This window comes from Variovorax sp. Varisp53 (genome assembly GCF_059491555.1).
This window is the reverse complement of the sequence record NZ_CP168512.1, coordinates 3,928,396-3,953,097: the sequence shown is the minus strand read 5'-3', so window position 1 is coordinate 3,953,097 and position 24,702 is coordinate 3,928,396. Positions and strand designations below refer to the sequence as shown.

25 protein-coding genes are annotated in these 24,702 nt (G+C 67.2%); 17 read left to right on the top strand and 8 right to left on the bottom strand.

Translation table 11 applies throughout. The annotated features are described in order from the left end of the window. Positions 1-11: 11 nt before the first annotated feature. From ACEOAB_RS18450 to ACEOAB_RS18440, 3 genes are all read left to right on the top strand, one after another. Positions 12-1,154, top strand: coding sequence for a JmjC domain-containing protein (locus ACEOAB_RS18450; protein WP_413748464.1), 1,143 nt, complete (start codon positions 12-14; stop codon positions 1,152-1,154). Next, complete coding sequence (locus ACEOAB_RS18445; protein WP_056591122.1) at positions 1,144-1,647, top strand: hypothetical protein; 504 nt, start codon at positions 1,144-1,146, stop codon at positions 1,645-1,647. Before ACEOAB_RS18450 ends, ACEOAB_RS18445 begins: the two co-directional genes overlap by 11 nt. Before the next feature lie 93 nt (positions 1,648-1,740). Next, positions 1,741-2,001: a hypothetical protein gene (locus ACEOAB_RS18440; RefSeq protein ID WP_413748463.1), complete on the top strand. Its 261-nt coding sequence runs from the start codon at positions 1,741-1,743 to the stop codon at positions 1,999-2,001. A gap of 79 nt (positions 2,002-2,080) precedes the next feature. Here ACEOAB_RS18440 and ACEOAB_RS18435 read toward each other — a convergent pair whose 3' ends face one another. From ACEOAB_RS18435 to ACEOAB_RS18410, 6 genes are all read right to left on the bottom strand, one after another. Continuing rightward, positions 2,081-2,857 carry an MBL fold metallo-hydrolase gene (locus ACEOAB_RS18435; protein WP_413748462.1) on the bottom strand — a complete coding sequence of 259 codons (777 nt, stop codon included), beginning with the start codon at positions 2,855-2,857 and terminating at the stop codon, positions 2,081-2,083. A gap of 5 nt (positions 2,858-2,862) precedes the next feature. Then, on the bottom strand, positions 2,863-3,942 hold the full coding sequence (gene bamC, locus ACEOAB_RS18430) for an NlpB/DapX family lipoprotein (RefSeq protein ID WP_413748461.1): 1,080 nt from the start codon (positions 3,940-3,942) through the stop codon (positions 2,863-2,865). 116 nt (positions 3,943-4,058) lie between these two features. Continuing rightward, a complete protein-coding gene (gene dapA / locus ACEOAB_RS18425) occupies positions 4,059-4,949 on the bottom strand; it encodes a 4-hydroxy-tetrahydrodipicolinate synthase (RefSeq protein ID WP_413748460.1) in 891 nt (296 codons plus the stop codon). A gap of 78 nt (positions 4,950-5,027) precedes the next feature. Continuing rightward, the gene (locus tag ACEOAB_RS18420; protein ID WP_413748459.1) at positions 5,028-5,597 is read right to left on the bottom strand and encodes a class I SAM-dependent methyltransferase; all 570 of its coding nucleotides are present in this window, start codon (positions 5,595-5,597) and stop codon (positions 5,028-5,030) included. Between the two features lie 13 nt (positions 5,598-5,610). Next, on the bottom strand, positions 5,611-5,751 hold the full coding sequence (locus tag ACEOAB_RS18415; protein ID WP_413748458.1) for a hypothetical protein: 141 nt from the start codon (positions 5,749-5,751) through the stop codon (positions 5,611-5,613). An 18-nt stretch (positions 5,752-5,769) separates the two neighbouring features. Then, positions 5,770-6,996 (bottom strand): MFS transporter, encoded by a 1,227-nt coding sequence (locus ACEOAB_RS18410; protein WP_056591104.1) that lies wholly within the window; start codon positions 6,994-6,996, stop codon positions 5,770-5,772. Positions 6,997-7,176: 180 nt separating this feature from the next. On the opposite strand from ACEOAB_RS18410, the gene ACEOAB_RS18405 reads away from it, so the two are divergent. The 5 genes from ACEOAB_RS18405 to ACEOAB_RS18385 all read left to right on the top strand — a co-directional run bounded on the left by ACEOAB_RS18405 (position 7,177) and on the right by ACEOAB_RS18385 (position 13,329). Continuing rightward, a complete protein-coding gene (locus ACEOAB_RS18405; protein ID WP_413748457.1) occupies positions 7,177-7,632 on the top strand; it encodes a DUF2846 domain-containing protein in 456 nt (151 codons plus the stop codon). Between the two features lie 91 nt (positions 7,633-7,723). Then, positions 7,724-9,721 (top strand): DNA topoisomerase IV subunit B, encoded by a 1,998-nt coding sequence (locus ACEOAB_RS18400; protein WP_413748456.1) that lies wholly within the window; start codon positions 7,724-7,726, stop codon positions 9,719-9,721. A 14-nt stretch (positions 9,722-9,735) separates the two neighbouring features. Beyond that, on the top strand, positions 9,736-10,653 hold the full coding sequence (locus ACEOAB_RS18395; protein ID WP_413748455.1) for a lytic transglycosylase domain-containing protein: 918 nt from the start codon (positions 9,736-9,738) through the stop codon (positions 10,651-10,653). 73 nt (positions 10,654-10,726) lie between these two features. After that, the gene (gene parC / locus ACEOAB_RS18390; protein WP_495653034.1) at positions 10,727-13,138 is read left to right on the top strand and encodes a DNA topoisomerase IV subunit A; all 2,412 of its coding nucleotides are present in this window, start codon (positions 10,727-10,729) and stop codon (positions 13,136-13,138) included. Further along, complete coding sequence (locus ACEOAB_RS18385) at positions 13,138-13,329, top strand: hypothetical protein (RefSeq protein ID WP_413751378.1); 192 nt, start codon at positions 13,138-13,140, stop codon at positions 13,327-13,329. The genes parC and ACEOAB_RS18385 overlap by 1 nt, the downstream gene beginning before the upstream one ends. Positions 13,330-13,354: 25 nt before the next feature. On the opposite strand, the gene ACEOAB_RS18380 is transcribed toward ACEOAB_RS18385, so the two are convergent. Then, positions 13,355-14,476: an MBL fold metallo-hydrolase gene (locus ACEOAB_RS18380; protein ID WP_413751377.1), complete on the bottom strand. Its 1,122-nt coding sequence runs from the start codon at positions 14,474-14,476 to the stop codon at positions 13,355-13,357. 468 nt (positions 14,477-14,944) lie between these two features. On the opposite strand from ACEOAB_RS18380, the gene ACEOAB_RS18375 reads away from it, so the two are divergent. Both ACEOAB_RS18375 and ACEOAB_RS18370 read left to right on the top strand, forming a co-directional pair. Continuing rightward, positions 14,945-16,537 (top strand): esterase/lipase family protein, encoded by a 1,593-nt coding sequence (locus tag ACEOAB_RS18375; protein WP_413750238.1) that lies wholly within the window; start codon positions 14,945-14,947, stop codon positions 16,535-16,537. A 22-nt stretch (positions 16,538-16,559) separates the two neighbouring features. Next, positions 16,560-17,090 (top strand): cysteine hydrolase family protein, encoded by a 531-nt coding sequence (locus tag ACEOAB_RS18370; RefSeq protein ID WP_413750237.1) that lies wholly within the window; start codon positions 16,560-16,562, stop codon positions 17,088-17,090. Here ACEOAB_RS18370 and ACEOAB_RS18365 read toward each other — a convergent pair whose 3' ends face one another. Beyond that, entirely contained in the window at positions 17,091-18,800 is a 1,710-nt protein-coding gene (locus ACEOAB_RS18365; RefSeq protein ID WP_413750236.1) for a hypothetical protein, read from the bottom strand. It abuts the gene before it with no gap. A gap of 142 nt (positions 18,801-18,942) precedes the next feature. Here ACEOAB_RS18365 and ACEOAB_RS18360 point away from each other — a divergent pair, with 142 nt between their 5' ends. From ACEOAB_RS18360 to ACEOAB_RS18330, 7 genes are read left to right on the top strand one after another with little or no spacing between them, the layout of a single operon-like run. Continuing rightward, positions 18,943-19,614, top strand: coding sequence for an amino acid ABC transporter permease (locus ACEOAB_RS18360; protein ID WP_007835644.1), 672 nt, complete (start codon positions 18,943-18,945; stop codon positions 19,612-19,614). Positions 19,615-19,638: 24 nt separating this feature from the next. Then, complete coding sequence (locus ACEOAB_RS18355; RefSeq protein WP_056591074.1) at positions 19,639-20,292, top strand: amino acid ABC transporter permease; 654 nt, start codon at positions 19,639-19,641, stop codon at positions 20,290-20,292. 54 nt (positions 20,293-20,346) lie between these two features. Then, positions 20,347-21,144 (top strand): transporter substrate-binding domain-containing protein, encoded by a 798-nt coding sequence (locus ACEOAB_RS18350; protein ID WP_413750235.1) that lies wholly within the window; start codon positions 20,347-20,349, stop codon positions 21,142-21,144. Between the two features lie 27 nt (positions 21,145-21,171). Continuing rightward, a complete protein-coding gene (locus ACEOAB_RS18345) occupies positions 21,172-21,927 on the top strand; it encodes an amino acid ABC transporter ATP-binding protein (RefSeq protein ID WP_007838571.1) in 756 nt (251 codons plus the stop codon). Beyond that, positions 21,928-22,671 carry a sugar phosphate isomerase/epimerase family protein gene (locus tag ACEOAB_RS18340; RefSeq protein ID WP_495653033.1) on the top strand — a complete coding sequence of 248 codons (744 nt, stop codon included), beginning with the start codon at positions 21,928-21,930 and terminating at the stop codon, positions 22,669-22,671. Between the two features lie 16 nt (positions 22,672-22,687). Beyond that, complete coding sequence (locus ACEOAB_RS18335; RefSeq protein ID WP_495653032.1) at positions 22,688-23,641, top strand: sugar kinase; 954 nt, start codon at positions 22,688-22,690, stop codon at positions 23,639-23,641. Beyond that, positions 23,641-24,630, top strand: coding sequence for a 2-hydroxyacid dehydrogenase (locus ACEOAB_RS18330; protein WP_413750233.1), 990 nt, complete (start codon positions 23,641-23,643; stop codon positions 24,628-24,630). Before ACEOAB_RS18335 ends, ACEOAB_RS18330 begins: the two co-directional genes overlap by 1 nt. Positions 24,631-24,702 lie beyond the last annotated feature (72 nt).

The following is a 24,702-nucleotide window of genomic DNA, read 5'->3' as shown; positions in this document are numbered from 1 at the left end:
AGAATTCTCCCATGGAGATCAATCAACCCCTGCCGTTGCTCGGCGGCCTGAGTGCCGCGCAGTTCATGCGGCGGCACTGGCAGAAAAAACCCTTGCTCGTCCGACAGGCGATACCCGCGATGGTGCCACCGATCGAACGTGCTGCGTTGTTCGCGCTGGCCGAACGCGAGGAGGTCGAATCGCGGCTCATCCGGCATGGCAAGGCCGGCTGGGCGCTCAAGCATGGGCCGCTGGCCCGGCGTGCCTTGCCGCCGTTGAAGCAGCCAGCCTGGACGCTGCTGGTGCAGGGCGTCGACCTGCATCACGAAGGCGCACACGAACTGTTGCAGCAGTTTCGCTTCCTGCCTGACGCGCGCCTCGACGACCTGATGATCAGCTACGCCAGCGATACCGGCGGCGTCGGCGCGCATTTCGACAGCTACGACGTGTTCCTGCTGCAGGCGCAGGGGCGCCGCCGCTGGTCCATCGGCAAGCAGAGCGACCTGCGCCTGCAGCCGGGCGTGCCGCTCAAGATCCTCGAGAACTTCGAGCCCGAGCAGACCTTCGTGCTGGAGCCCGGCGACATGCTGTACCTGCCGCCGCGCTATGCCCACGACGGCGTGGCCATGGGCGATGACTGCATGACCTGTTCCATCGGCCTGCGTTCGTCCGCATTGGGCGAACTCGGCGCCGACCTGCTGGCGCGCATGGCGCAGGCGTACGCCGAAGACCTGGAAGATGCGGGGCCTGCCGAGCTGGCGCGGTACCGCGACCCGACGCAGCCGGCAGTCGATGCACCCGCGCAGATGCCCGCCGCATTGCAGGGCTTCGCGCGCAAGGCCGTGGAGGCCGCGCTGCGCGATGCCGATGCCGTCGACCGCGCACTCGGCGAATCGCTCACCGAGCCCAAGGCCAACGTCTGGTTCGGCGAAGGCGGCGAGGCCCCCGATGCAATGCAGCGCGTGGCACTCGACCGCCGCACGCGCATGCTCTACGACATGCGGCACATCTACATCAACGGCGAGAGCTTTCGCGCCGGCGGAGCCGACGCCACGCTGATGCGCCGCCTTGCCGACCGGCGCGCGCTGGGCTCCCGCGAACTGGCCCGTGCCAGCGAAGGTGCGCTGGCGTTGCTCGGCGAATGGTGCGAGGCAGGCTGGCTTCATGCCGAATGACCACGCTGCAGCGCCGCTGAGCGAAGGCCGCTTCGATGGCCGCGAAGCCTTCGATGCGATCCTGCGCGCCGCACTGTCGGCCGCCGCGCGCGAGGGCTGGAAGGAGATCGTCTTCAGCGACCCCGACTTTGCCGACTGGCCGCTGGGCGAGCGCGCGAGCATCGAGGCGCTGCAGGCCTGGTCGGCGAGCGGGCGCCGCTTCGTGCTGCTCGCGCAGCGCTTCGATGTTCTCGAACGCGGCCACGCGCGCTTCGTGCCGTGGCGCCGCATGTGGGACCACATCATCGAATGCCGCGCGACGGGCAAGGCCGCGGGCTCCGAAGTGCCCAGTGCCATCTGGACGCCCACATGGTTCGTGCATCGCATCGACCCCGAGCGCAGTCGCGGCGTGAGCGGCACCGATGCGCCCGCCCGCCGCGCCTTGCGCGAGTCGATCGACGAATGCTGGCGTATCGCGCGGCCGGCGTTTCCGGCATCGACATTGGGCTTGTAAGCCAATGCCGCGAATGCGGCTGCGAGACATATTCGGACAGGGAGGCAGGTCTAGAATTTTTTAGTTCCAGCCTTCTTTGCCAAAGGAGTTTCCATGAAGAAGTCATCGTCCGTCCTGGTCGCCTCGCTGATTGCCGCTGCCGCGCTCGTCGCCTGCGGAAAGAAGGAGGATGCCGCGCCGGCTGTCGTGACGCCGCCTCCTGCGCCCGTGACCGAACCCGCGCCCGCTCCGGCCCCTGCCACCGATCCGGCCGCATCTGGCGCGGCAACGCCGACACCCGGCGCATCGTCCGCGCTCGATGCCGCGAACGCAGCCACCGAGGCAGCGAAGAAGAATGAAGCGCCGAAGCAATAGGCAAGGCCTCGGCACCCGCCATGATGAAAGCCGCCATGAGGCGGCTTTTTTTCTTAGGAGAGCGTGAGGACGGCGCGGCTCACACGTCGAGCCAGGGCGAGCCCTGCGATGCCGTGGCGGTGAGCATCTCGGCCTCGTCGCCGCCGAGGGCCTCGGCCATCAGGCGGCGCACGATCTCGGGCCGGTTGTTCTGCTCGCTCAGGTGCGCCGCGACCACATGGCGCAGGCCGTCGTGCAGCACCGCGCGCGCAATCTCTGCGGCGGCCGTGTTCGACAGGTGGCCGTAGTTGCCGCCGACACGGTGCTTGAGAAAGGGCGGATAGGCCGAATTCGCCAGCAGCTCGCTGTCGTGGTTGAACTCCAGCAGCAGCGCATGCACGCCGCTCAGGCGGGCCAGCACGTGGGTCGTGGCGTGGCCCAGATCGGTCAATACGCCCAGCGTGCGGTTGCCGTCGGTGCAGCGAAGCTGCAGCGGTTCGCGCGCATCGTGGGGCACGGTGAAGGGCTGCACGCAGATGTCGCCAACCTCGAACTGCGTGTCGTCGCGCGCAAGGTTCAGCAGGCCCTCGAAATCGCGCCCGCCGGTTGCGAGCCACGTGCCTTCGCTCATCCAGATGGGAATGCGGTTGCGCCGCGACAGCGAATGGGCGCAGCCGATGTGGTCGCCGTGCTCGTGCGTGACGAAGACCGCATCGATGTCGCTGGCGGCAAGGCCTGCCTGGGCCAGCCGCAGATCGAGCTGCTTGAGGCCGAAGCCGCAGTCGATCAGGAGGCGGGAGGTGCGGCCGGCGCTGGTCGCTTCGACCAGCGCGGCGTTGCCCGTGCTGCCGCTGCCGAGGCTTCGGAAGCGGAGCATGCGGGTTACTTCAGGTCGTCTGCAATGACCTTGACGATGCGCTCGGCGTTGGCCGAGGTTTCAGGTGCACCGGCTGCGTCGAGCACGGACACCGTCGTGGCTTCGCCCTGTCCCTTGACCGAGATGCGGAACTTGATCGGTGCTTCGTCCTTGGGCGAACTGCTGAACAGCTTGCCGAAGAAGCCGGGCTCCTTCTTGTCGGGGTTCGGGGTCACGTAGCGCACGTAGTACAGGCCGGCGCTGCGGTCGCGGTCTTCCACGGTGAAGCCGGTGCGGTCGAGCGCGAGGCCGACGCGGCGCCATGCGCGCTCGAAGCCTTCGCTGATCTGCACGACCGGCTGGTTGCCGACCTTGGCGACGGTGGCGGTCTTGGTCGCCGCGGTGGTGGCGGCCAGGATCTTCGACTGCTCTTGCGAGACGCCGAGCTTGACCATCAGGCGGCGCAGGAATTCGGTCTCGAGTTCAGGATCGCTGGGGCGGGGCTGCCACACGGTCTGGTCCTGGCGCGAGTTGTTGTAGACCTCCTGCATGCCGCGGTGGCTGATGAAGATCTCGGTGCCGTTGGGCGTGCGTTCCAGGCGGGTGCGGAAGCGGTCGAGTTCGCCGGTCGAGTAGACCGAGTCGACCAGCTTGCCCAGCGTGCCGCGGATGATGTCCTGCGGCAGCTTGGCGCGGTTCTCGGCCCAGTCGGTTTCCATGATGCCCAGGTTGCGCTGGTCGGTGGTCAGCAGGAAGCCGCTTTCCTGCCAGAAGTCCTTCACCGGGTCCCACAGCTGGTCGGGCGTGCGGTTGACGACGATCCAGCGCTGCGTGCCCGAGCGCTCCATGCGCACGTCGCCGAGGTTGCTCACGGCGGTGGGCACGCCCGGGGCGTTGGCGATGCCGGCCTGGTAGGCATTGGCGGTCACGGCGCCGCCGGGGATGGCGTAGCGGTTGTCGCGCGAGAGTTGGGAGAGATCGGGTGGGACTTCGAGCGTCGGGGCCTTGCCTGCACTCTTGTAGTCGATCTTGTCGCTCTCGAGGACGGAGCAGGCGGCGAGGCTGGCAACGAGGGCCAGCAGTGCAAGTCGCGAAAGGTTCTTCAACGTCGTCTTCCTTGTTGGAATGGTTCGGTCAATCTAGGGGCCGCAGTGCCCGCCATCTCAGAGCACGGTTCGGGCAAAAGGTTGCTTAACCTTGCTGCGGCCAGGGGAAAGAGTGCTCAGCCCTTCAGCAGGCCGGTGGCGCGCAGGGCGCCTTCGACTGCGAGGCGGCTCGCTTCGCCGAGTTCGGTGAGCGGCAGGCGCAGCGTGCCGCCGCACAGGCCGAGCCGGGCCATGGCCCACTTCAGCGGGATCGGGTTGGGCTCGACGAACAGGTTGCGGTGCAGCGGCATCAGCTCGAACTGGATCTGCATGGCGCGCTTGACGTCGCCCGCCAGTGCAGCCACGCACAGTTCGTGCATCTTGCGCGGTGCGATGTTGGCCGTGACGCTGATGTTGCCCTGCCCGCCGCAGAGCATGAGCGCGACCGCGGTCGGGTCGTCGCCGGAATAGACGGCAAAGCTCTTCGGGAGGTCGCGAATGAGCCACTGGGCGCGTTCGATGTTGCCCGTGGCTTCCTTGATGCCGATGATGCCGGGCACCTGCGCCAGGCGCAGCACGGTGTCGTGCGCCATATCGGCGACGGTGCGGCCGGGCACGTTGTAGAGCACGACGGGCAGGTCGCCCACGGCTTCGGCGATGGCCTTGAAGTGCTGGTACTGGCCCTCTTGCGTGGGCTTGTTGTAGTACGGCACGACCTGGAGCTGCGAATCGGCGCCGACGCCCTTGGCGAACCTGGCGAGCTCGATGGCTTCCTTGGTCGAGTTCGCGCCACAGCCGGCCATCACGGGCACGCGGCCCCGGGCCTGCTCGACCGAAACACGGATGATTTCGCAGTGCTCTTCGACATCGACCGTCGGCGATTCGCCGGTGGTGCCGACCACGCCAAGGCAGTCGGTGCCTTCTTCGATGTGCCAGTCGATGAGCCGCCGCAGGGCGGGGTAGTCGACACTGCCGTCGTCGTGCATCGGCGTGACGAGCGCGACGATGCTGCCTGTCAGTTGCTCCAAGGGGAATCTCTTTGTCGGTGGACGAAAGTGCCGATTCTACTTACTCCGGCGTGCCGCAAGACAGCCGCCCCGGCCCCCTCAGTTTCCCGCAAGGAGGTGCCGGGGCGGCTGGCCGGCGTCGGTGCCAGCGGGGCGGATGGCGGCAACGCGCTGCACGAAGCGCGCCGGTTCGGGAATGAAGCCGTCCTCGTAGGCCACTACGTGCAGGCCGGCGCAGGCCGTCAGCAGTTCGCCGGGCTGCAGCAGGAAGTCGGGGCGCGAGGGCTTGCCGACGGTCTCGTTGCCCGCCGCGAAGGTTTCGTAGAGCAGCACGCCGCCCGGTGCCACCGCGGCCACGATGTCGGCCATGCGCGGGCGCCAGAGGTAGTTGGTGACGATCACGGCGCCAAAGGCCTGGCCGGCGAAGGGCCAGGGGCCCGACTCGATGTCCGCCGCGACGGTGCGGCCGAAGGCGCCGGCCGCCGCTATGGCTTCAGGCGAGCGGTCGACGCCGGTGGCCGGATGCCCGCGGCCCGCGAACCACTGCATGTGCCGTCCGGCGCCGCAGGCCACGTCGAGCACCGTGGCGCCGGACGCAAGCAGGTGCGTCCAGCGGACGATCCATTCGGAAGGCGCGGACAGGCCGTGCATCGGTGCGGCATCTTTCATGGCGGGGCGGGCCTCAGAAGCAGGACCAGATCTGGTCGACCAGCGTCACGAGGAAGTCCGGGTGCACGTAAAGCGCGAACACGCCGCCCAGCGCTGCCAGCGCGGCGGCCAGCCAGCCCGCGTGGACGATGTGGTGGCGCATTTGCGAAGTCATGACCGTGTTTATACGCAATCAGCCCGCGGCCCCCAGCGGCTGTGGCGACGAGCGCGAGATGGCGCTTTCCTTCACCGGCAGGTTGATCAGCGCCGCGAACACGCCCAGCGCGATGGCGATGTACCAGACGATGTCGTAGCTGCCCGTGGTGTCGTACAGGTAGCCGCCGAGCCACACGCCCAGGAATGAGCCCACCTGGTGGCTCAGGAACACGAAGCCGCTGAGCATCGACAGGTGCGCCACGCCGAAGATGCCCGCCACGATCGCGTTGGTCGCAGGCACGGTGGACAGCCACAGGAAGCCCATCGCCGCCGAGAACACATACACGCTGAGCGGCGAGATCGGCACCAGTAAAAACAGCGCGATCGACACGGCCCGTGCGAAATAGATCGCCGCCAGGATCTTGCGCTTGGCCAGCTTCTGCCCCAGCAGCCCCACCGTGTAGGTGCCGAACACATTGAACAGCCCGATCAGCGCCAGCGCATAGCCCGCCACTTCGGCCGGCAGGCTCCGGTCGCGCAGGTAGGTCGGCATGTGGATGCCGATGAACGCAAGCTGGAAGCCGCAGACGAAGTACCCCGCCATGAGCAGCCCGAAGCTCGGATAGCGGAAAGCCTCGCCCACCGCCTGCAGCACCGATTGTTCGCGGTGCCCGGCCAGTGCGGACGTCTTCGGTTCGCGCAGTCCGAAGGCCATCGGGATGATCACCAGCACCAGCACCGCCACCACGGCAAGCGCCGTCTGCCAGCCGAGGTGCCCGATCAATCGCCCCTCGATGGGCGCCATCAGGAACTGCCCGAAGGAGCCTGCCGCCGCCGCCACGCCCATCGCCCACGATCGCCGTTCGGCCGGAATCTGCCGACCGATCACGCCGTAGATCACCGCATAGGTCGAGCCCGCCTGCGCCGCGCCGATCAGCACGCCCGCGCTCAGCGTGAAGAGCAGCGGCGTTGGCGAATGCGCCATGCCGAGCAGCCCCAGCGCATAGAACACCGAGCCGCCGATCAGCACCCGGAACGCGCCGAAGCGGTCGGCGAGCATGCCCGCGAACACGCCGAAGATGCCCCATGAAAGATTCTGGACCGCCAGCGCGAACGAGAAGGTCTGCCGGCTCCAGTCCTGCGCCTGCGTGATCGGCTGCAGCCAGAGCCCGAAGCCGTGGCGGATGCCCATCGACAGCGTGACGATCATGGCCCCGCAGAACAGGACTTGCTTGATGGAGAGGGCGGGGGCTGGGGCTTGCATCGCGTCGAATGTAGCGACTTGCGGGCTTTGGCAGGCGGCAGGTCGGCCGACGGCATTGATGATTTATCGAGGCGGCTTTGATGCGATCGGCGCATCAAAACCGGTGAGGGCCTCGCAAACCCTTGTGTGTGATTTGTTACATTTGTCTTTCAGCGCACTGCCCCACAAGGAATCCAGACAATGAGAAGAACCGCCCTGAAGTTCGCCGCGCTCGCGGTGCTGACGATCCTCACCGCAGGCTGCGCCAGCACGGGCGTCACGCACCAGGACATGGCCGGCACCATTCCCGCCGTGAAATCAGGCGAGGGCCGCATCTACTTCTTCCGCGCCGCGACACCCTACGGCTCGGCACTGCAGCCCCTCATCCGCCTCAACAAGGTGGTGGTGGGCGCATCGAAGTCCGGTGGTTTCTTCTACGTGGACCGTCCGGCCGGCACCTACCTGGCCGCGACCACGACCGACCCCAGGAAGACGCTCGGCATACCCCTGGAAGCCGGCGAAACCAAATACGTGCGCATGTCGCCATCGTTCGGCCTGGTGATCGGCAGCATCGTTCTCGACCTCGAGCCGTCCGAAAAGGCCAGGCCCGAACTCGCCTCGCTGTCCTATACCGGCCAGGCCATCATTACCAAGTAAGTCCGGTCATCGTGCAAACTTTCGGCTTCCGGCTGAAGGTTCCTGTATGGGTATCCAGTCATTTGGTGGCGACTGACTACAATCCGCCCCCATGGCGACTCCCCTCAAGACTCCCCCCAGTTCAGCGTCCGCATCGTCCGGCTACTCGGAAGGCTCCATCCGCGTGCTCAAGGGCCTCGAGCCCGTGAAGCAGCGCCCGGGCATGTACACCCGGACCGACAACCCGCTGCACATCATCCAGGAAGTGCTCGACAACGCCGCCGACGAGGCGCTGGCGGGCTACGGCAAGAAGATCAAGGTCACGCTGCATGCCGACGGCTCGGCCAGCATCGAAGACGACGGCCGGGGCATTCCGTTCGGCCTGCACCCCGAAGAAAAGGCGCCCGTGATCGAGCTCGTGTACACCCGGCTGCACGCGGGCGGCAAGTTCGACAAGGGCTCGGGCGGTGCCTACAGCTTCTCGGGCGGCCTGCACGGCGTGGGCGTGTCGGTGACCAATGCGCTGTCGAAGCGGCTCGAAGTCACCTCGCACCGCGAAGGCTCCGTCGCCAAGCTGGCCTTCAGCGCCGGCGACGTGATCGAGGCGCTCGAAATCCGCAAGCTCGAAGCCGGCGAGCGCCGCCAGGGCACCACCGTGCGCGCCTGGCCCGACGCCAAGTATTTCGAGACCGCGATGCTGCCCATGGGCGAACTCACGCACCTGCTGCGCAGCAAGGCCGTGCTGATGCCCGGTGTGAGCGTCACGCTCGTCAATGAGAAGACCAAGGAAACCCAGCAGTGGCTCTACAAGGGCGGCCTGAGCGACTACCTCATGCAGACGCTCAACGGCGACCCCGTCATTCCGCTGTTCGAAGGCAGCGGCCACGCTGACAAGAACGCCGACAACTTCGCCGAAGGCGAGGGCGCCGACTGGTGCGTGGCCTTCACGGAAGACGGCCAGCCGGTGCGCGAGAGCTATGTCAACCTGATTCCCACCAGCGCCGGCGGCACGCACGAAAGCGGCCTGCGCGACGGCCTCTTCACCGCGGTCAAGGGCTTCATCGAGCTGCACTCGCTGCTGCCCAAGGGCGTGAAGCTGCTGCCCGAGGACGTGTTCGCGCGCGCCTCGTACGTGCTCAGCGCCAAGGTGCTCGACCCGCAGTTCCAGGGGCAGATCAAGGAGCGCCTGAACTCGCGCGACGCCGTGCGCTTGGTATCGAGCTTCGTGCGCCCCGCGCTCGAACTGTGGCTCAACCAGCACGTCGACTATGGCCGCAAGCTCGCCGAACTGGCCATCAAGGCCGCGCAGACGCGCCAGCGCGCCGGCCAGAAGGTCGAGAAGCGCAAGGGCTCCGGCGTGGCCGTGCTGCCCGGCAAGCTGACCGACTGCGAAAGCAAGGACATCAGCCACAACGAAGTCTTCCTGGTCGAGGGCGACTCCGCCGGCGGCAGCGCCAAGATGGGCCGCGACAAGGAAAGCCAGGCGATCCTGCCCCTGCGCGGCAAGGTGCTCAATACCTGGGAAGTCGAGCGCGACCGGCTCTTCGCCAACACCGAAATCCACGACATCTCGGTGGCCGTGGGCGTCGACCCGCACGGTCCCGCCGACTCGCCCGACATGAGCGGCCTGCGCTACGGCAAGATCTGCATCCTGAGCGATGCCGACGTGGACGGCTCGCACATCCAGGTGCTGTTGCTCACCTTGTTCTTCCGGCACTTCCCGAAATTGATCGAAGCCGGCCACGTATATGTCGCGAAGCCGCCATTGTTTCGGGTCGACGCACCTGCGCGCGGCAAGAAGCCGGCCTCCAAGGTCTATGCGCTGGACGAGGGCGAACTGACCGCCACGCTCGACAAATTGCGTAAAGACGGCGTTCGCGAAGGCGCCTGGAGCATCAGCCGCTTCAAGGGCCTGGGCGAAATGAGCGCGGAACAATTGTGGGAAACCACGCTCAATCCAGACACCCGGCGCCTGATGCAGGTCCAATTGGGGCGGTTCGACTTCACGGCCACCCAGGGCGAGATCACCAAGCTCATGGGCAAGGGCGAAGCGGCAGCGCGGCGCGAACTCATGGAGTTGCGGGCCGACGATGTCGACATCGACGTCTGATTTCTCCACCACGCATGCCAGCTTTCAAGCGTTCGTTGTTGCTTTCGGCCTTCCTGCTGTGCATGCAGCAGGAGGCGGCGCACGCCGCTGACATCTACGGCTACGTCGACAGCAAGGGCGTCGCGCATTTCGCTGCCGAGAAAGTCGACGAGCGCTACCAGGTCTTTTTCCGTGGCGGCCAGAGCTTCGACACGGCGCAGGGCCTTTCTCCGCTGGGCCGCAGCGCTCGCAAGCTCGATGGCAAGGTGCCGGCCGCGTCGCAGTCGCTGTTGGCCATGTTCGAGGCCTCGCCCGGCTACAAGACCGCCAAGTCCGCGCTGCGCGACGCATCGAACAAGCACGACATCGACTACGAACTGCTCCAGGCCCTGGTCGCGACCGAGTCGGGCTTCGACGCGCAGGCCGTCTCGCCCAAGGGCGCCATGGGCCTCATGCAGTTGATGCCCGCGACGGCTCAGCGCTATGGCGTGTCGGCCGACAAGCGCGCGACCATCGAGAAGAAGCTGTTCGACCCGCGCATCAACATCGCTGCCGGCTCACGCTACCTGCGCGACCTGATCGCGATGTTCCCGGGTCAGATCGAACTGGCGCTGGCTGCCTACAACGCAGGTGAGGGGGCGGTGCAGCGTGCGGGCAACAAGATCCCGAACTACAAGGAAACGCAGAACTATGTGCAGACCGTGCTGCAGCTGTATGCGTACCTGAAGCCTTCGGCAGTGACGGTGGGCGGCAATCTTCGGGGTGGCAGTGGCGGCGGCAGGATGCCGGGGCGCATCCGCATGGAAATGGCGGTGCCCAAGGGCGGCGCGATCGGCCGCGGCAACATGCCCTCCGAATCGCCGCGCAGCGCGCCGGCGATGCCCGAACAGCCCGACGTGCCGACCGGCGCGGCCGAGCCGGGCGCCACCGCGCCGCCGTCCCCGCTGTCCTGACTTCCGGGGACTGCCAAGTACCGTCGAAGCTCCGTCCTCGCGACCACAAACTGTTTTTCTTTCCCTCTCATTCATGGACGACTCCCAACCTCCGCTCGATCTCCACGGTCCCACCGACGGCGACACGACCCTGACCCTTGCCGACTACGCCCAGACCGCCTACCTCGAATACGCGCTCAGCGTGGTCAAGGGCCGCGCGCTGCCCGATGTGTCCGACGGGCAGAAGCCGGTGCAGCGCCGGATCCTGTACTCGATGTCGCGCATGGGCCTGGGCTTCGGCGGCACCAACGGCACCGTGGGTGCCAAGCCCGTGAAGAGCGCGCGCGTGGTCGGCGACGTGCTCGGCCGCTTCCATCCGCACAGCGACCAGGCCGCGTACGACGCGCTGGTGCGTATGGCGCAAGATTTTTCGCAGCGCTATCCGCTGGTCGATGGCCAGGGCAACTTCGGCAGCCGCGACGGCGACGGCGCCGCGGCCATGCGCTACACCGAAGCGCGCCTGGCGCGCATCACCAGCCTGCTGCTCGACGAGATCGATGAAGGCACGGTCGACTTCATTCCCAACTACGACGGCAGCACCGAAGAGCCGCGCCTGCTGCCCGCGCGGCTACCGTTCACGCTGCTCAATGGCGCCAGCGGCATCGCGGTCGGCCTCGCCACCGAGATCCCGAGCCACAACCTGCGCGAGATTGCCGACGCCTGCGTGGCGCTGATCAAGTCGAACGGCAAGCTCAGCGAGGAAGAACTCTTTGCCATCGTGCCCGGCCCCGACTACCCGGGCGGCGCGCAGATCATCAGCAGCGCGAGCGACATCGCCGATGCCTACCGCACCGGCCGCGGCTCGCTCAAGGTGCGCGCGCGCTGGAAGATCGAAGACCTTGCGCGCGGTCAATGGCAGTTGGTGGTCAACGAACTGCCGCCGGGCGTCAGCACGCAGAAGGTGCTCGAAGAGATCGAGGAAATCACCAACCCGAAGGTCAAGACCGGCAAGAAGGCGCTGAGCGCCGACCAGACGCAGCTGAAGGCGGCGATGCTGTCGGTGCTCGACGTGGTGCGCGACGAGTCCAGCAAGGACGCGGCCGTGCGCCTCGTGTTCGAGCCCAAGACCTCGCGCATCAGCCAGGACGAGTTCATCACCACGCTGCTCGCGCAGACCTCGCTCGAGACCTCGTCGCCGATCAACCTGACGATGGTCGGCATCGACGGCAAGCCCACGCAGAAGTCGCTGCGCCAGATGCTCAACGAGTGGATCGCGTTCCGCGAGGTCACCGTCGAGAAGCGCTCGCGGCACCGGCTCAACAAGGTGCTGGAACGCATCCACATCCTCGAAGGTCGGCAGCTGGTGCTGCTGAACATCGACGAGGTGATCGCGATCATCCGCGCGGCGGAAGATCCGAAGGCGGCGCTCATTGCGCGTTTCAACCTCAGCGAACGGCAGGCCGAGGACATCCTTGAAATTCGCCTGCGCCAACTTGCGCGGCTCGAAGCCATCAAGATCGAGCAGGAGCTCTCGGGCCTGCGCGACGAGCAGAAGAAGCTCGAAGACATTCTCGGCAGCCCGACCGCATTGCGCCGCCTGCTCGTGAAGGAAATCGAGGCCGACGCCAAGACCTTCGAGGACGCGCGCCGCACGCTCATCCAGGCCGAGAAGCGCGCCGTGGCCGAGGTGAAGGTGGTCGATGAGCCCGTCACCGTCATCGTGTCGCAGAAGGGCTGGGTTCGCGCGCAGAAGGGCTGGGCGAGCGAGAAGGCCGCGGGCAACGGTGCGAACGGAGAGAAGGGCGCAGCGCCCGAATACAGCTTCAAGTCCGGCGACGCGCTCTACGGCGCCTTCGAATGCCGCAGCGTCGACACGCTGCTGGTCTTCGGCAGTGCCAAGGACAAGAGCGTGCGCGTCTACACCGTGCCCGTGTCCTCGCTGCCCGGTGCGCGCGGCGACGGCCAGCCGGTCACCACGCTCATCGAGCTCGATGCCGGCACGCACGTCACGCATTTCTTCGCCGGCCCCGTCGGCGCCAGCGTGCTGCTTGCCAACACCGGTGGCTACGGCTTCATCGCCACGGTCGAGAACATGATGTCGCGCCAGCGCGGCGGCAAGGCCTTCATCGACGTGGGCGAGGGCGAGCAGCTGTGCCGTCCGTCGCTGGTGGGCGGCGCGAGCGGCGCCGAGCCGATGCCGGCCGCCACGCACGTGGCCTGCGCCTCGACCGGCGGCCGCATCCTGACCTTCGACATCACCGAGCTCAAGAGCCTGCCGAAGGGCGGGCGCGGCCTCACGCTGATCGACCTCGAGGCCAAGGACACCCTGGCCGGCGCCGCGGCCTACACGCGAAGCGTGAAGATCGAGGGCATCGGCCGCGGCGGCAAGGAGCGCGATGAAACGCTGGAAATCCGCACGCTCAACAACGCCCGCGGCAGCCGTGCGCGCAAGGGCAAGGCGGCCGACCTCGGCTTCAAGCCGTCGAGCATCGTGCGGGTGCAGTGATGGGCGGCATCGACATCAGCGTCATCGGGCTCTTCATTGCCGTGGTCACCGGGTTCGGCAGCTATGTGCTGGGTAAGCGCATGCGCGAGAAGCGGGCGGCGAAGAAGCGCGAGAAGGACCGCATCGCTTCGCAGGCGAACGAGACGCGGCAGGTGCGCCGGGCGCGGGAGCGCAAGGAGCGCGGCGAGTAGGCTGGTAACGGGGCGGCAGGGCCGATCAGCGCAGGCCGGTCCACCAGCGCACATTCGTGCGCGCCTGCCCCACCGTCACCACCTCCCCGATCACCGGCGTCGCCAGCTCGATCTTCTTTGCCTCCGCGAGGTTCGCGATGCGGTCCAGCGGGTCGCGCCAGGTGTGGAAGGAGAGGTCGAAGGTGCTGTTGTGCACCGAGAAGAACACCTTGCCGCGCAGGTCCTCGAAGGCCTGCACGCTTTGCTCGGGCGTCATGTGCACGGCGGGCCACATGCTGTCGTAGGCGCCGTTTTCCATCAGCGCGATGTCGAAGCCGCCGAAGCGTTCGCCGATCTGCTTGAAGCCGGGGAAGTAGCCCGAGTCCCCGCTGTAGAACAGGCGCTGCTCGCCGCTCTGCACCACCCACGAGGCCCATAGCGTGCGGTCGCGGTCGCTCAGCGTGCGGCCCGAGAAATGCTGCGCAGGCGTGGCGGTGAGTTTCACGCCGTCGTGTTCGCCGCTTTGCCACCAGTCGAGCTCGCTCACGCGCTCGGCTGGCACGCCCATCACGGCGAGCCGCGCGCGCACGCCGAGCGGCACGAAGTAGTGCCGCACGCTCTTCGAGAGGTACTCGATGGTCGCCACGTCGAGGTGGTCGTAGTGGTCGTGCGAAAGGATCACGCCCTCGATCGGCGGCAGCTGTTCGAGCGCGATCGGCGGCTGGTGAAAGCGCTTCGGTCCGGCCCACTGCACCGGCGATGCACGGTCGCTGAACACGGGGTCGATCAGCCAGTACTTGCCGCGCAGCTTCAGCAGATGCGACGAGTGGCCTAGGCGCACCACGTGGTTGGCCTTGGTGTCGAGCGCATCGAGCGCGCTGCGGTCCAGCGCCTGCACGGGGATCGCATCGATCGGCACGGTGTCGACCTTGCTGCCCACGACGAAGCGCGACCAGATGCGCCATGCGCTGGCCTGGGCCGGCAGGTCGGGGTTGGCCATGTTGTGGAAGCCGCCGTCGCGGAACTGCGGCGAGTTGTCGTAGCGCGTTTCGCCACCGCCGGCGGCGCCGCAGCCCGCCACGAACGCGCAGCCGGCGGCCGCCAATGCGGTGCCGCGGCGCAGCAGCTGAGGCAGGTAGGAGCCCTGCGAACCTGAATCGTCAGCCATGGGAGTGCCTTCTGGATTGTGTTTGTCGGATGGCGCGAGACTAGCGACGATGCGCGTTTCAATGGTTTCAGCCGTAGAAACATTTGGGGAGCGGGGGTATCTGGGGCGCTTGTCCGGGGTGCGTGCACAGGCCACCGGGTACTCCCCTCCGCGAATGTCCCCCGGCCTTCGGCCTCCTCCTTTATTTCGCTGCGGGGAGCACCCGATGCCCTGTGCACGCGGGCACGCTGCTGGTGCACCGCTGATCAACAACCGCTCCGCGTAACGCTCACGCCGATGGGGTGCCTTGCGCAGCGAAATAAAGGGGGAGGCCGAAGGCCGGAGGACATTCGCGGAGCAAGGTACCCCGTCGGCGTGAGCACGCCCCGAACAACGAACAGTCCTATGCCATGCGCGATATGGCGCCCCCCTTCACGCCTGGGCAAACTGAAAGTCTTCATCGATCCCAAGGAACGAGGCGGCAGATCCATGAGCACCAATCGCTATCCCATCATCTACGTGCGTGGCTACGCCATGACCGAAGCGGAGCGCGACGACACCGCCGCCGATCCGTTCTGCGGTTTCAACATCGGCTCCACGGTGTATCGCGCCACCGTCAAGAAGGAGGCGCCGGCGCGGAAGTTCGTCTTCGAGTCGCCCATGGTGCGGCTGCTGGCCGACTTCCAGTACCAGAGCGTCTACCAGAACGGCCTGGACATCCTCGACCCCGACTGGAAGCCCTCGCCCGACGAGAACGGCAGGGACGTCGACGGCATTCCCTCGGCCTCGGTCATCATCTATCGCTACTACGACTCGGGCTCCGAGCTGCTCGGCGACGGCCGGGCCAGGGACATCAAGGTGTACGCGCAAGGCCTGAGCCAGTTGATCCTGCGCGTGCGCGACCTCGTGGCGCTGCGCGAGGGGCCCGGCTCCTCGCCCGCGGATTTCCGCTGCTACCTCGTCGCGCATTCGATGGGCGGCCTGGTGGTGCGCGCCTTCCTGCAGAACCCTGAGCTCGGCGACGCGGCCGCGCGTGCGTGCGTCGACAAGGTGTTCACCTATGCCACGCCGCACAACGGCATCGACATGGGCGGCATCAACGTGCCGGCCTGGCTCACGGCGGCCGAGATGAACACCTTCAACCGCGAGAAGATGTCGGAGTTCATGGCCACGCCGGCGGTCAACGGCCGCATGGACTACCTGCCGGCCACGGCCTTTCCGGCCGAGCGCTTCTTCTGCATGGTCGGTACCAACCGCGGCGACTACGAAAGCGCCAAGGGCCTGTCGCGCATGTTCGCGGGCCACGGCAGCGACGGGCTCGTGCGCATCGAGAACGCCTCGCTCTGGGCCTCCGACGCGGCGGGCAAGACGCAGCCGGTGGCCACCGCCTACACCTACCGTTCGCACTCGGGCTTCTTCGGCATCGTCAACTCCGAAGAGGCCTACCAGAACCTCGTGCGCTTCCTGTTCGGCGACGTGCGGGTCGACCTGTGGTTCGACGTCGAAGGCGTCACGCTGCCGCCCGACCTGCCCAAGGGCGCCGACGTCGATGCGCTCTACCAGGTCGAGCTGCTCGCCGCACCGCGCGGCAAGCGCTGGTACCTGAGCCGGCGCGTGGCCGAGGAAGATTCGCCCGCCTGCCGCACGCACAAGGAACTGACCGACCCGGCCAGGGCGGATCGCCGGTCGATCTATCTTTCCACAGTGTTCCTCGCCAACAGGGCCCGCGTGAAGCAGGACCGCCCGACGCTGGCCTATGCCATGACGCTGGGCGTGCGCGTGCCCGACTACCAGGTCAACAACAAGTTCTGGCTCGACGGCCACTACGAAGGCAGCTCGCTGTTCCGCGACACGCTGGTCATCGAGATCGCGCCGCCCGCGCCCGGCGATCCGGCGCAGAAGTGGAACGTCAAGTACGGCTGGCAGACCGACACGGCGGGGCAGGCTTCGCTGCCGATGAGCCCGAAGCAGCTGGCCAGCGGCAAGCTGCAGTTCATGGTGCCGCTGTCGAGCCTCGGTGCCGCACCGGCGGCGCCCGGCATCAGCGGGAAAGTACGGCTCGAAGTGAGTGCCTGGAACTGAGGGGAGCCGCTACGATGGGCGCATGAACACTGCCGTCCTCGTCATCGATGTCCAACGTGGCCTTTGCGACGATCCGCCGCGCCCCCATGAAGCCGGGCAAGTGATGCAGCGCATCAACGCGCTCACCGAACGTGCCCGTGCAGCCGGAGTGCCTGTGGCCTTCATCCAGCACGAGAACGCGGTCGACCTGGAATTCGATTCCGAGCGCTGGCAGCTCGCCGGCGCGCTGAACACCGATTCGCGCGACGTCCGCATCCGCAAGACCACGCCCGACTCCTTCCTGCGCACGCCACTCGAAGCCTGGCTGTCGGAGCATGGCGTGAAGCGCGTGGTGGTCTGCGGCTATTCGTCGGAGTTCTGCGTCGACACCACCGTGCGCCGCGCCGCCGCGCTGGGCTACCACGTGGTGCTTGCGGCCGACGCGCACACCTCGCACGACAAGCCGCACGCGACGGGCGCGCAGATCCGTGCGCACCACAACGCCACGCTGTCGGACATCACAAGCTTCGGGGTGCCGATTCGCGCGGTGGACAGCACCGGCATCGCGTTCTGATCAGTCGGCGCCGGGCCGCCACACCCGCGCCAGCGCGGCCATCTTCCCCTTGAAGCCCAGCTTGTCGTTCGACAGTGCGTCGATGAAATCCGACAGCCGCTGCGACTTCACCATCGTGTAGATCGTGAGCCAGGTCGTAAGGACGAACACCACGCCGAACCACAGCGCCTTGCGCCACAGCGGCGCGTCGGCCTCGGCCAGCAGGTTCATGCCGAGGAAGCCGGTGGTGATGGTGCCGATCAGGCCGAACAGCGTGACCACTGTGAGGCGCACCACGGTGCTGGCCTGTCGGCGCAGGCTGTCGGCGTCGAGATACGTATTCATGTCGGCGATGCGCGCCTTGACCTCGTCGTAGAGCGGGTCGAGCCCGAGGTGCGTGGCGCACATGTGCGACAGCGCGCGCACCTGCGCCTGTTCCGAGATCTCGTGGAACCAGTAGCGGTGCGTGAAGCGCAGGAAGCGCTCGAAGCTCGCTCGGATCGCGCGCTTGAACTGCTTCACACTCGGCGTGCTGCGGATGTCGAGCCGCTTGAGCGCCTCCACCAGCTGGTCGGAGAACATCAGCAGCGAGGCCTTCTGGAAATGCGCGATGAGGAACAGCAGGAAGTGCTGGTGCCTGAACTGCGCGAGCACGCCGCGGTCGCGGCAGCAGAAGAACTCGGAGTGCGCATCGCCCACCACGATGAGGGCGTGGCCGTTGCACAGGTAGCGCGTGTTGGGCGCCGCGCCGGCGTTGACCCAGAAGCGGTCGTAGCAGTACTTGTGCTCGAAGTCGGCGAGATGGTGGTCGGCGTAGGGCAGGTGGGCGTCGGTGGTGCCGGCACCCGTTACCAGCGCGAGCCGCACGAAGTCGTCGCGCGTGAGGCGGCGCGGGTCGTCCAGCGACAGATAGGCCATGACCGGCATGCGGTAGTACTCGATCTGCCGGTAGCGCAGCACGCCGGGGTCTTCCGAATGGTCGCTCACTAGCGGCTGCATGAGGTAAGCCCAGTGCGAGGAGATGCGCGGCGCGCGGTGCTGCGCCACGTGCGAGAGGAAGCTCTCGCGCTGCTGCGCGTCGGAGCTTGCGAGGACGCGGCCGTCGGCGCCCAGCCATTCGACGCTCGCCATGCAATGCAGCGCCGAACCATCGGCCTCCCAGCCGGAAGGGTAGGCGCGGCCGAAGCGGTAGAGAACGTCCTGCGCCTGCGCGAGGCTCAGGTGGTCGGCCCCGACCTCGAGGTTCACCATGACCACGTCGATGTCGAAGAAGAAGTAGAGGTCGCAATGCACCACGTCGAGCGTGACGGGCGCGTCGCCCGCGCGGGCCACCACGCGCACCGATGCGATGTCGTGGCGGCGGAAGACGCGCATCGGTGAATCGCCGTCGTTGCCGGAGGCCGGGCCGCCGCTGCTGCCGTTGCGCGAGCGGCCCTCGCCGTAGAGAAAGCGCTGCACGTACGGCAGGAAGCTCACGAACTCGTTGTAGTGCCGCTCGTGAAAGCGGCTGCTGTCGCCGGTGTATTCGTCGACCTCTTCGCGCCATGGCGAGGCATCGCCCATCTCGCGCAGCACATGCCAGGGCGCGTGGTGGTGCGCGTGCCCGGCGTCCGGCGCAGGCATCAGCCGCAAGGGCCAGAGCAGGGCCTGGCGGAAGTGCTGCACGGTGGGGACGCCTGTGGAGAGCGCAGTTGCCTCTGTGGGCATGGTGGCCGCGGGTGGGTTCAGCATGGCTCAGTGTAGGCAGAAGGCGAGACAAAACGACCACCTAGGGGAATCCCTAGGCAATCGTGAAACCGGTTTCAGATAAGCTGCGAGCATTGCTTTCGAGGCATGCACGCGCCACGCGCGCACCTTCCGGGTTCGCCCCTCCATGAACTACCAGTTTCAATTCGACGCCGTCTTCGCCGCCTGGCCGTTGCTGCTCAAGGGCACGTGGATCACGGTCCAGCTCTCGCTCGTGGCCACGGTGCTCGGCCTCGTGGTCGCCATCTTCTGCGCCTGGGGCAAGACCTCCGGGCCGGGCTGGCTGCGCTTCATCGTGAATGCCTATATCGAGGTGATCCGCAACACGCCATTCCTCGTGCAGCTGTTCTTTTTCTTCTTCGCGCTGCCGGCCATCGGGCTGCGCTGGTCGCCGCAGACGGCCGCGCTCGTGGCCATGGTGGTGAATCTCGGTGCGTATGCGACCGAGATCATTCGCGCGGGCATCGAGTCGATCCCCAAGGGGCAGATCGAGGCGGGCAGGGCGCTCAACCTCAAGCCCTGGGAAATCTTCCGCTTCGTCATCATCAAGCCCGCGCTGAAGGCCATCTACCCGGCGCTCACGAGTCAGTTCATCCTGCTGATGCTGAGTTCGGCGGTGGTCTCGGTCATCTCGGCCGACGACCTGACCTCGGTGGCCGCCAACCTGCAGTCGCAGACCTTCCGCAGCTTCGAGATCTACATCGTCGTGGCTGCGATCTACCTCGCGCTGGCGCTGGCCTTCTCGACGATGTTCAAGCTGATCTACAGGCGCACGCTCAACTATCCGGACCGCCGGTAAGAAACGACGGACGGAGACAACACCATGCGCACCTTCGGCTTTCCCGAATTCCTTTTCATCCTCGAAGCGGCCAAGTGGACGCTCGCGCTGTCGGCCATCGCCTTCGTGGGCGGCGCGATCCTGGGGCTCATCGTCGCGTTGATGCGCACGTCGCAGTCGACGTGGGCGCGCGGCGTGTCGACCACTTTCATCCAGATCTTCCAGGGCACGCCGCTGCTGCTGCAGCTGTTCCTGGTGTTCTTCGGCGCGCCGGTGCTGGGGCTGGACATCAATCCGTGGGTGGCTGCCGGTGTCGCGCTCATCCTGAACAGCGCTGCTTTCCTCGGCGAGATCTGGCGCGGTTGCATCGAAGCCATTCCGCGCGGCCAGTGGGAAGCCGCCGAGGCGCTGAGCCTCAAGTACACGTCCCGCATGCGCGACGTGGTGCTGCCGCAGGCCTTCAAGATCGCGCTGGCGCCCACGGTGGGCTACGTGGTGCAGATCATCAAGGGGACGTCGCTCGCGGCCATCATCGGTTTTGTCGAGGTCACGCGCGCCGGGCAGATCGTCAACAACGCCACCTTCCAGCCGCTCATCGTGTTCTCGGTGGTGGCGGCCATCTACTTCGCGATCTGCTGGCCGCTGTCGCTGCTGGCCGCGCGCATGGAGCGCCGCCGCGCCCGGGCGCTTGCCCGCTGACCCTTTCCGTTTTCTCTTTCTCGTCGCTTCCTTTCTTATTCAGGAGACACACCCATGACCCGTACCACCACCCGCCGTGCCGCGCTCGCCGCGCTGGGCCTCGGCGCCGCCCTCACCGTGTTCACGTCTTTCGCCTCGGCGCAGAGCGTGGCCGACATCAAGAAGAAGGGCGAGATCACCATCGGCATGCTGGTCGACTTCCCGCCCTACGGCACCACCGATGCGAAGAACCAGCCCGACGGCTATGACGCCGACGTGGCCAAGCTGCTTGCGAAGGACTGGGGCGTCAAGGCCAACATCGTGCCGGTCACGGGCCCCAACCGCATCCCGTTCCTGCTGACCAACAAGGTCGACCTGCTGGTCGCCTCGCTGGCCATCACGCCCGAGCGTGCCAAGCAGGTGCAGTTCTCGCAGCCTTACGCGGCCGCGACCATCGTGCTGTATGGCGCGACCAAGGCCCCCATCAAGGCGGCAGGCGACCTGAAGGGCCTGCGCGTGGGCGTGGCCCGTGCTTCGACGCAGGACGTGGCCGTGACCAAGGCCGCACCCGAAGGCACCGAGATCCGCCGCTTCGACGACGACGCCTCGGCCATGCAGGCGCTGATCTCGGGCCAGGTCGATGCCATCGGCTGCTCGGTGACCGTGGCGGCGCAGATCGCCAAGCGCGTGCCTGCCGGAACCTACGAAAACAAGTTCACGCTGGTGCAGCAGTCGATGGGCATCGCAATGCGTCCGGGCCAGGAGGAGCTGCACAAGGCCGTGAACGACTTCGTGCAGAAGAACACCGCGAACGGCGAGCTGAACAAGCTCTATCAAAAGTGGCTGCAGGCTGACCTGCCGAAGATGCAATAAGCGAAAGCGCTTGAAGGGAATCCTGGCATGACGACGGAATCGATCATCCGCATGGAAGCGGTCAACAAGTGGTACGGTGAATTCCAGGTGTTGACCGGCATCGACCTGTCGGTGCGCCAGGGCGAGCGCATCGTGATCTGCGGGCCTTCGGGCTCGGGCAAGTCCACGCTCATCCGATGCATCAACCGGCTCGAGACGGTGCAGAAGGGCCGCATCGTGGTCGACGGCATCGACCTCACGGCCGGTGGCAAGAACGTGGATGCCGTGCGCGCCGAAGTCGGCATGGTGTTCCAGCAGTTCAACCTGTTCCCGCACCTCACCATCCTGGAGAACTGCACGCTGGCGCCGATGCGCTCGCGCGGCATGACGAAGGCGCAGGCCGAAGAGGTGGCCATGAAGTACCTCACGCGCGTACGCATTCCCGAGCAGGCCGGCAAGTACCCTAGCCAGCTCTCCGGCGGCCAGCAGCAGCGCGTGGCCATTGCCCGCGCGCTGTGCATGGCGCCCAAGATCATGTTGTTCGACGAGCCTACTTCCGCGCTCGACCCCGAGATGGTCAAGGAAGTGCTCGACACCATGATCGGCCTTGCCGAAGACGGCATGACCATGCTCTGCGTGACGCACGAAATGGGTTTTGCCCGCAGCGTGGCCGACCGCGTGATCTTCATGGCCGACGGAAAGATCGTCGAGCAGGCGCCGCCGGAAGAGTTCTTCGGCAACCCCAAGGACGAGCGCACGCGCCAGTTCCTCGGCCAGATCCTCAGCTCCCACCAAGCGCACTGAATGTCCTTTTCCGTTCTGATTTCTCTGTCGTCCTTCGGTGCGGCCGAGGTGGGGCGGCATGGCCAGCTCTGGTGCTCGCAGCTGGCGTTGGCGGCTGGCGCCGATTCGGTGGAAGTGCGCGGCGAGATGCTGCGCGACGCCGAGGCCGAACTGCCCGCGCTGAGGGGCCTCGCTTCCGTGTACTCCAGCCCCGAGGGCCTGTGGGCCCAGGGCGGCTGGCTCGACAGCGCCGCGCTCAAGCGCGGCATCGCCGCGGCCACGCGCATAGGTGCCAAGCGGCTCAAGATGTCCATCGGCGACTTCCAGGCCTCGTCGCACGGCTCGCTCTGGGGCCTGAAGGTGGAGCTGGCCGAAACCCGCGTCGAGCTGCTCATCGAGAACGACCAGACCGCGCGCGCCGGCACGCTGCCCGCGCTGCAGACTTTCTTCGAGGTGGCCGACTGCGCCGGCGTGCCGCTCGGCATGACCTTCGACATGGGCAACTGGCACTGGCTCGGCGAATGCCCGCTGCAGGCGGCGCAGGCGCTGGGCCACCGCGTGCGCTACGTGCATTGCAAGGGCGTGCAGCGCCTGCCGCACAAGTGGGTGGCGGTGCCGCTGGGCGATTCGGCCGCGCCGTGGCGCGCGGTGCTGCGTGCATTGCCGGCTGACGTGCCCCACGCCATCGAATACCCTCTTGCAGGCGACGACCTGCTGGCCGTTACCCGCGCGCAGATCGATTTCATCCGCGCCGTGCGCGCGTAGATCGGGAGACACACACATGACAGAACCCACCGCCTTCGACGTCGCCCTGTTCGGCGAAGCCATGCTGCTGCTCGTGGCCGACCGGCCCGGTCCGCTGGAAGACGCCCAGTCGTTCCACAAGCGCACCGCCGGCGCCGAGACCAACGTGGCCATCGGGCTCTCGCGCCTGGGCCTCAAGGTCGGCTGGGCCAGCCGCCTGGGCACCGACTCGATGGGCCGCGCGCTGCTGGCCGCGATGCGGGCCGAGGGCATCGACTGCTCGCACGTGATCACCGATGCGACGCAGCGCACCGGCTTCCAGTTCAAGGGCCGCGTCACCGATGGCGGCGACCCGCCGATCGAATACCACCGCAAGGGCTCGGCCGCGAGCCAGATGGGCCCGGCCGATGTCGACGAGGCCTGGCTGCGCTCGGCGCGCCATTTGCACGCCACGGGCGTCTTCGCCGCCATCTCCGACACCAGCCTGCAGGCCGCGCTGAAGACCATGGACGTGATGCGCGCCGCGGGCCGCACCATCTCCTTCGACACCAACCTGCGCCCGACGCTGTGGTCGTCCACCGAGACCATGCGCCACTGGGTCAACGAACTCGCCTCGCGCGCAGACTGGGTGCTGCCCGGCATCGAAGAGGGTCTGCTGCTCACGGGCCACGACAAGCCCGAGGACGTCGCGAAGTTCTATCGCGAACGCGGCGCGAAGCTGGTGGTCGTCAAGCTCGGCGCCGAGGGCGCCTACTACGACAGCGACGTGGCCGGCACCGGCGGCGTCGACGGCTTCCCGGTGAAGGAAGTGATCGACACCGTGGGCGCGGGCGACGGCTTCGCGGCCGGCGTGGTGAGCGCGCTGCTCGAAGGCCGCAGCGTGCCTGACGCCGTGCGCCGCGGCGCGTGGATCGGCGCGCGCGCCGTTCAGGTGCTGGGCGATACCGAAGGCCTGCCGACGCGGGCGCAACTCGAAGAAGCGGGGCTCTGATGACCATGACCGAGAAGAAAAACATCCTCGTCTTCCGGCCGCTGCCTGAAGATCAGCTGGCGCGCCTGCAGGCCGCGCACCACGTCACCGAGGCCGATCCGCGCAAGGAGCCCGAGGCATTCGCCGTCGCGCTGCGCACCGCGCACGGGTTGATCGGATCGAGCCATACGGTCGATGCCGCGCTGCTCGATGCGGCGCCGCAGCTGCAAGTCATTTCGAGCGTGTCGGTCGGTGTCGACAACTACCCGCTGGCCGAACTGCACAAGCGCGGCATCGTGCTGTGCCACACGCCCGACGTGCTGACCGAGACGGTGGCCGACACTGTGTTCGCGATCCTCATGGCCACGCAGCGCCGCGTGGTCGAACTCTCGAACCTCGTGCGCGAAGGCCGCTGGACCAGGAACATCGGCGAAGAGCTCTTCGGCACCGACGTGCATGGCAAGACGCTGGGCATCCTGGGCTTCGGCCGTATCGGGCAGGCCGTGGCAAGGCGCGCCGCACTGGGTTTTGGCATGCCGGTGCTGTACCACTCGCGCCGTGCGGTCGACCTGGCTGCGCAGGCGCCCGAACTGCAAGGCCGCGCCACGCACACGCCGCTCGACGATCTGCTCGCGCGTGCCGACATCGTGCTCGCGATGCTGCCGCTGACCGATGCGACGCGCGGCATGATCGACGCGGCCTTTTTCGCGCGCATGAAGCCCGGTGCGTCTTTCATCAACGGCGGCCGAGGCGCCACCGTGAACGAAGACGCGCTGCTGCACGCCCTCGATCACGGCACGCTGCGCGCCGCCGGCCTCGACGTGTTCGCGAAGGAGCCGCTGCCGGCCGAGTCGCCGCTGCGCACCCACCCGCGCGTGACGCCGCTGCCGCACATCGGCTCGGCCACGCACGAGACCCGGCACGCGATGGCGGAGCTGGCGACGACCAATCTGCTGCAGGTGCTGGCCGGGGAGAAGCCGACGGCGCCGTACGACACGGCGGCCGCATGAGCTCAGCCGGGCTTTACTCCCTCCCCCTCTGGGGGAGGGCAGGGGTGGGGGCAAGCGGCGCATCCACCGGGC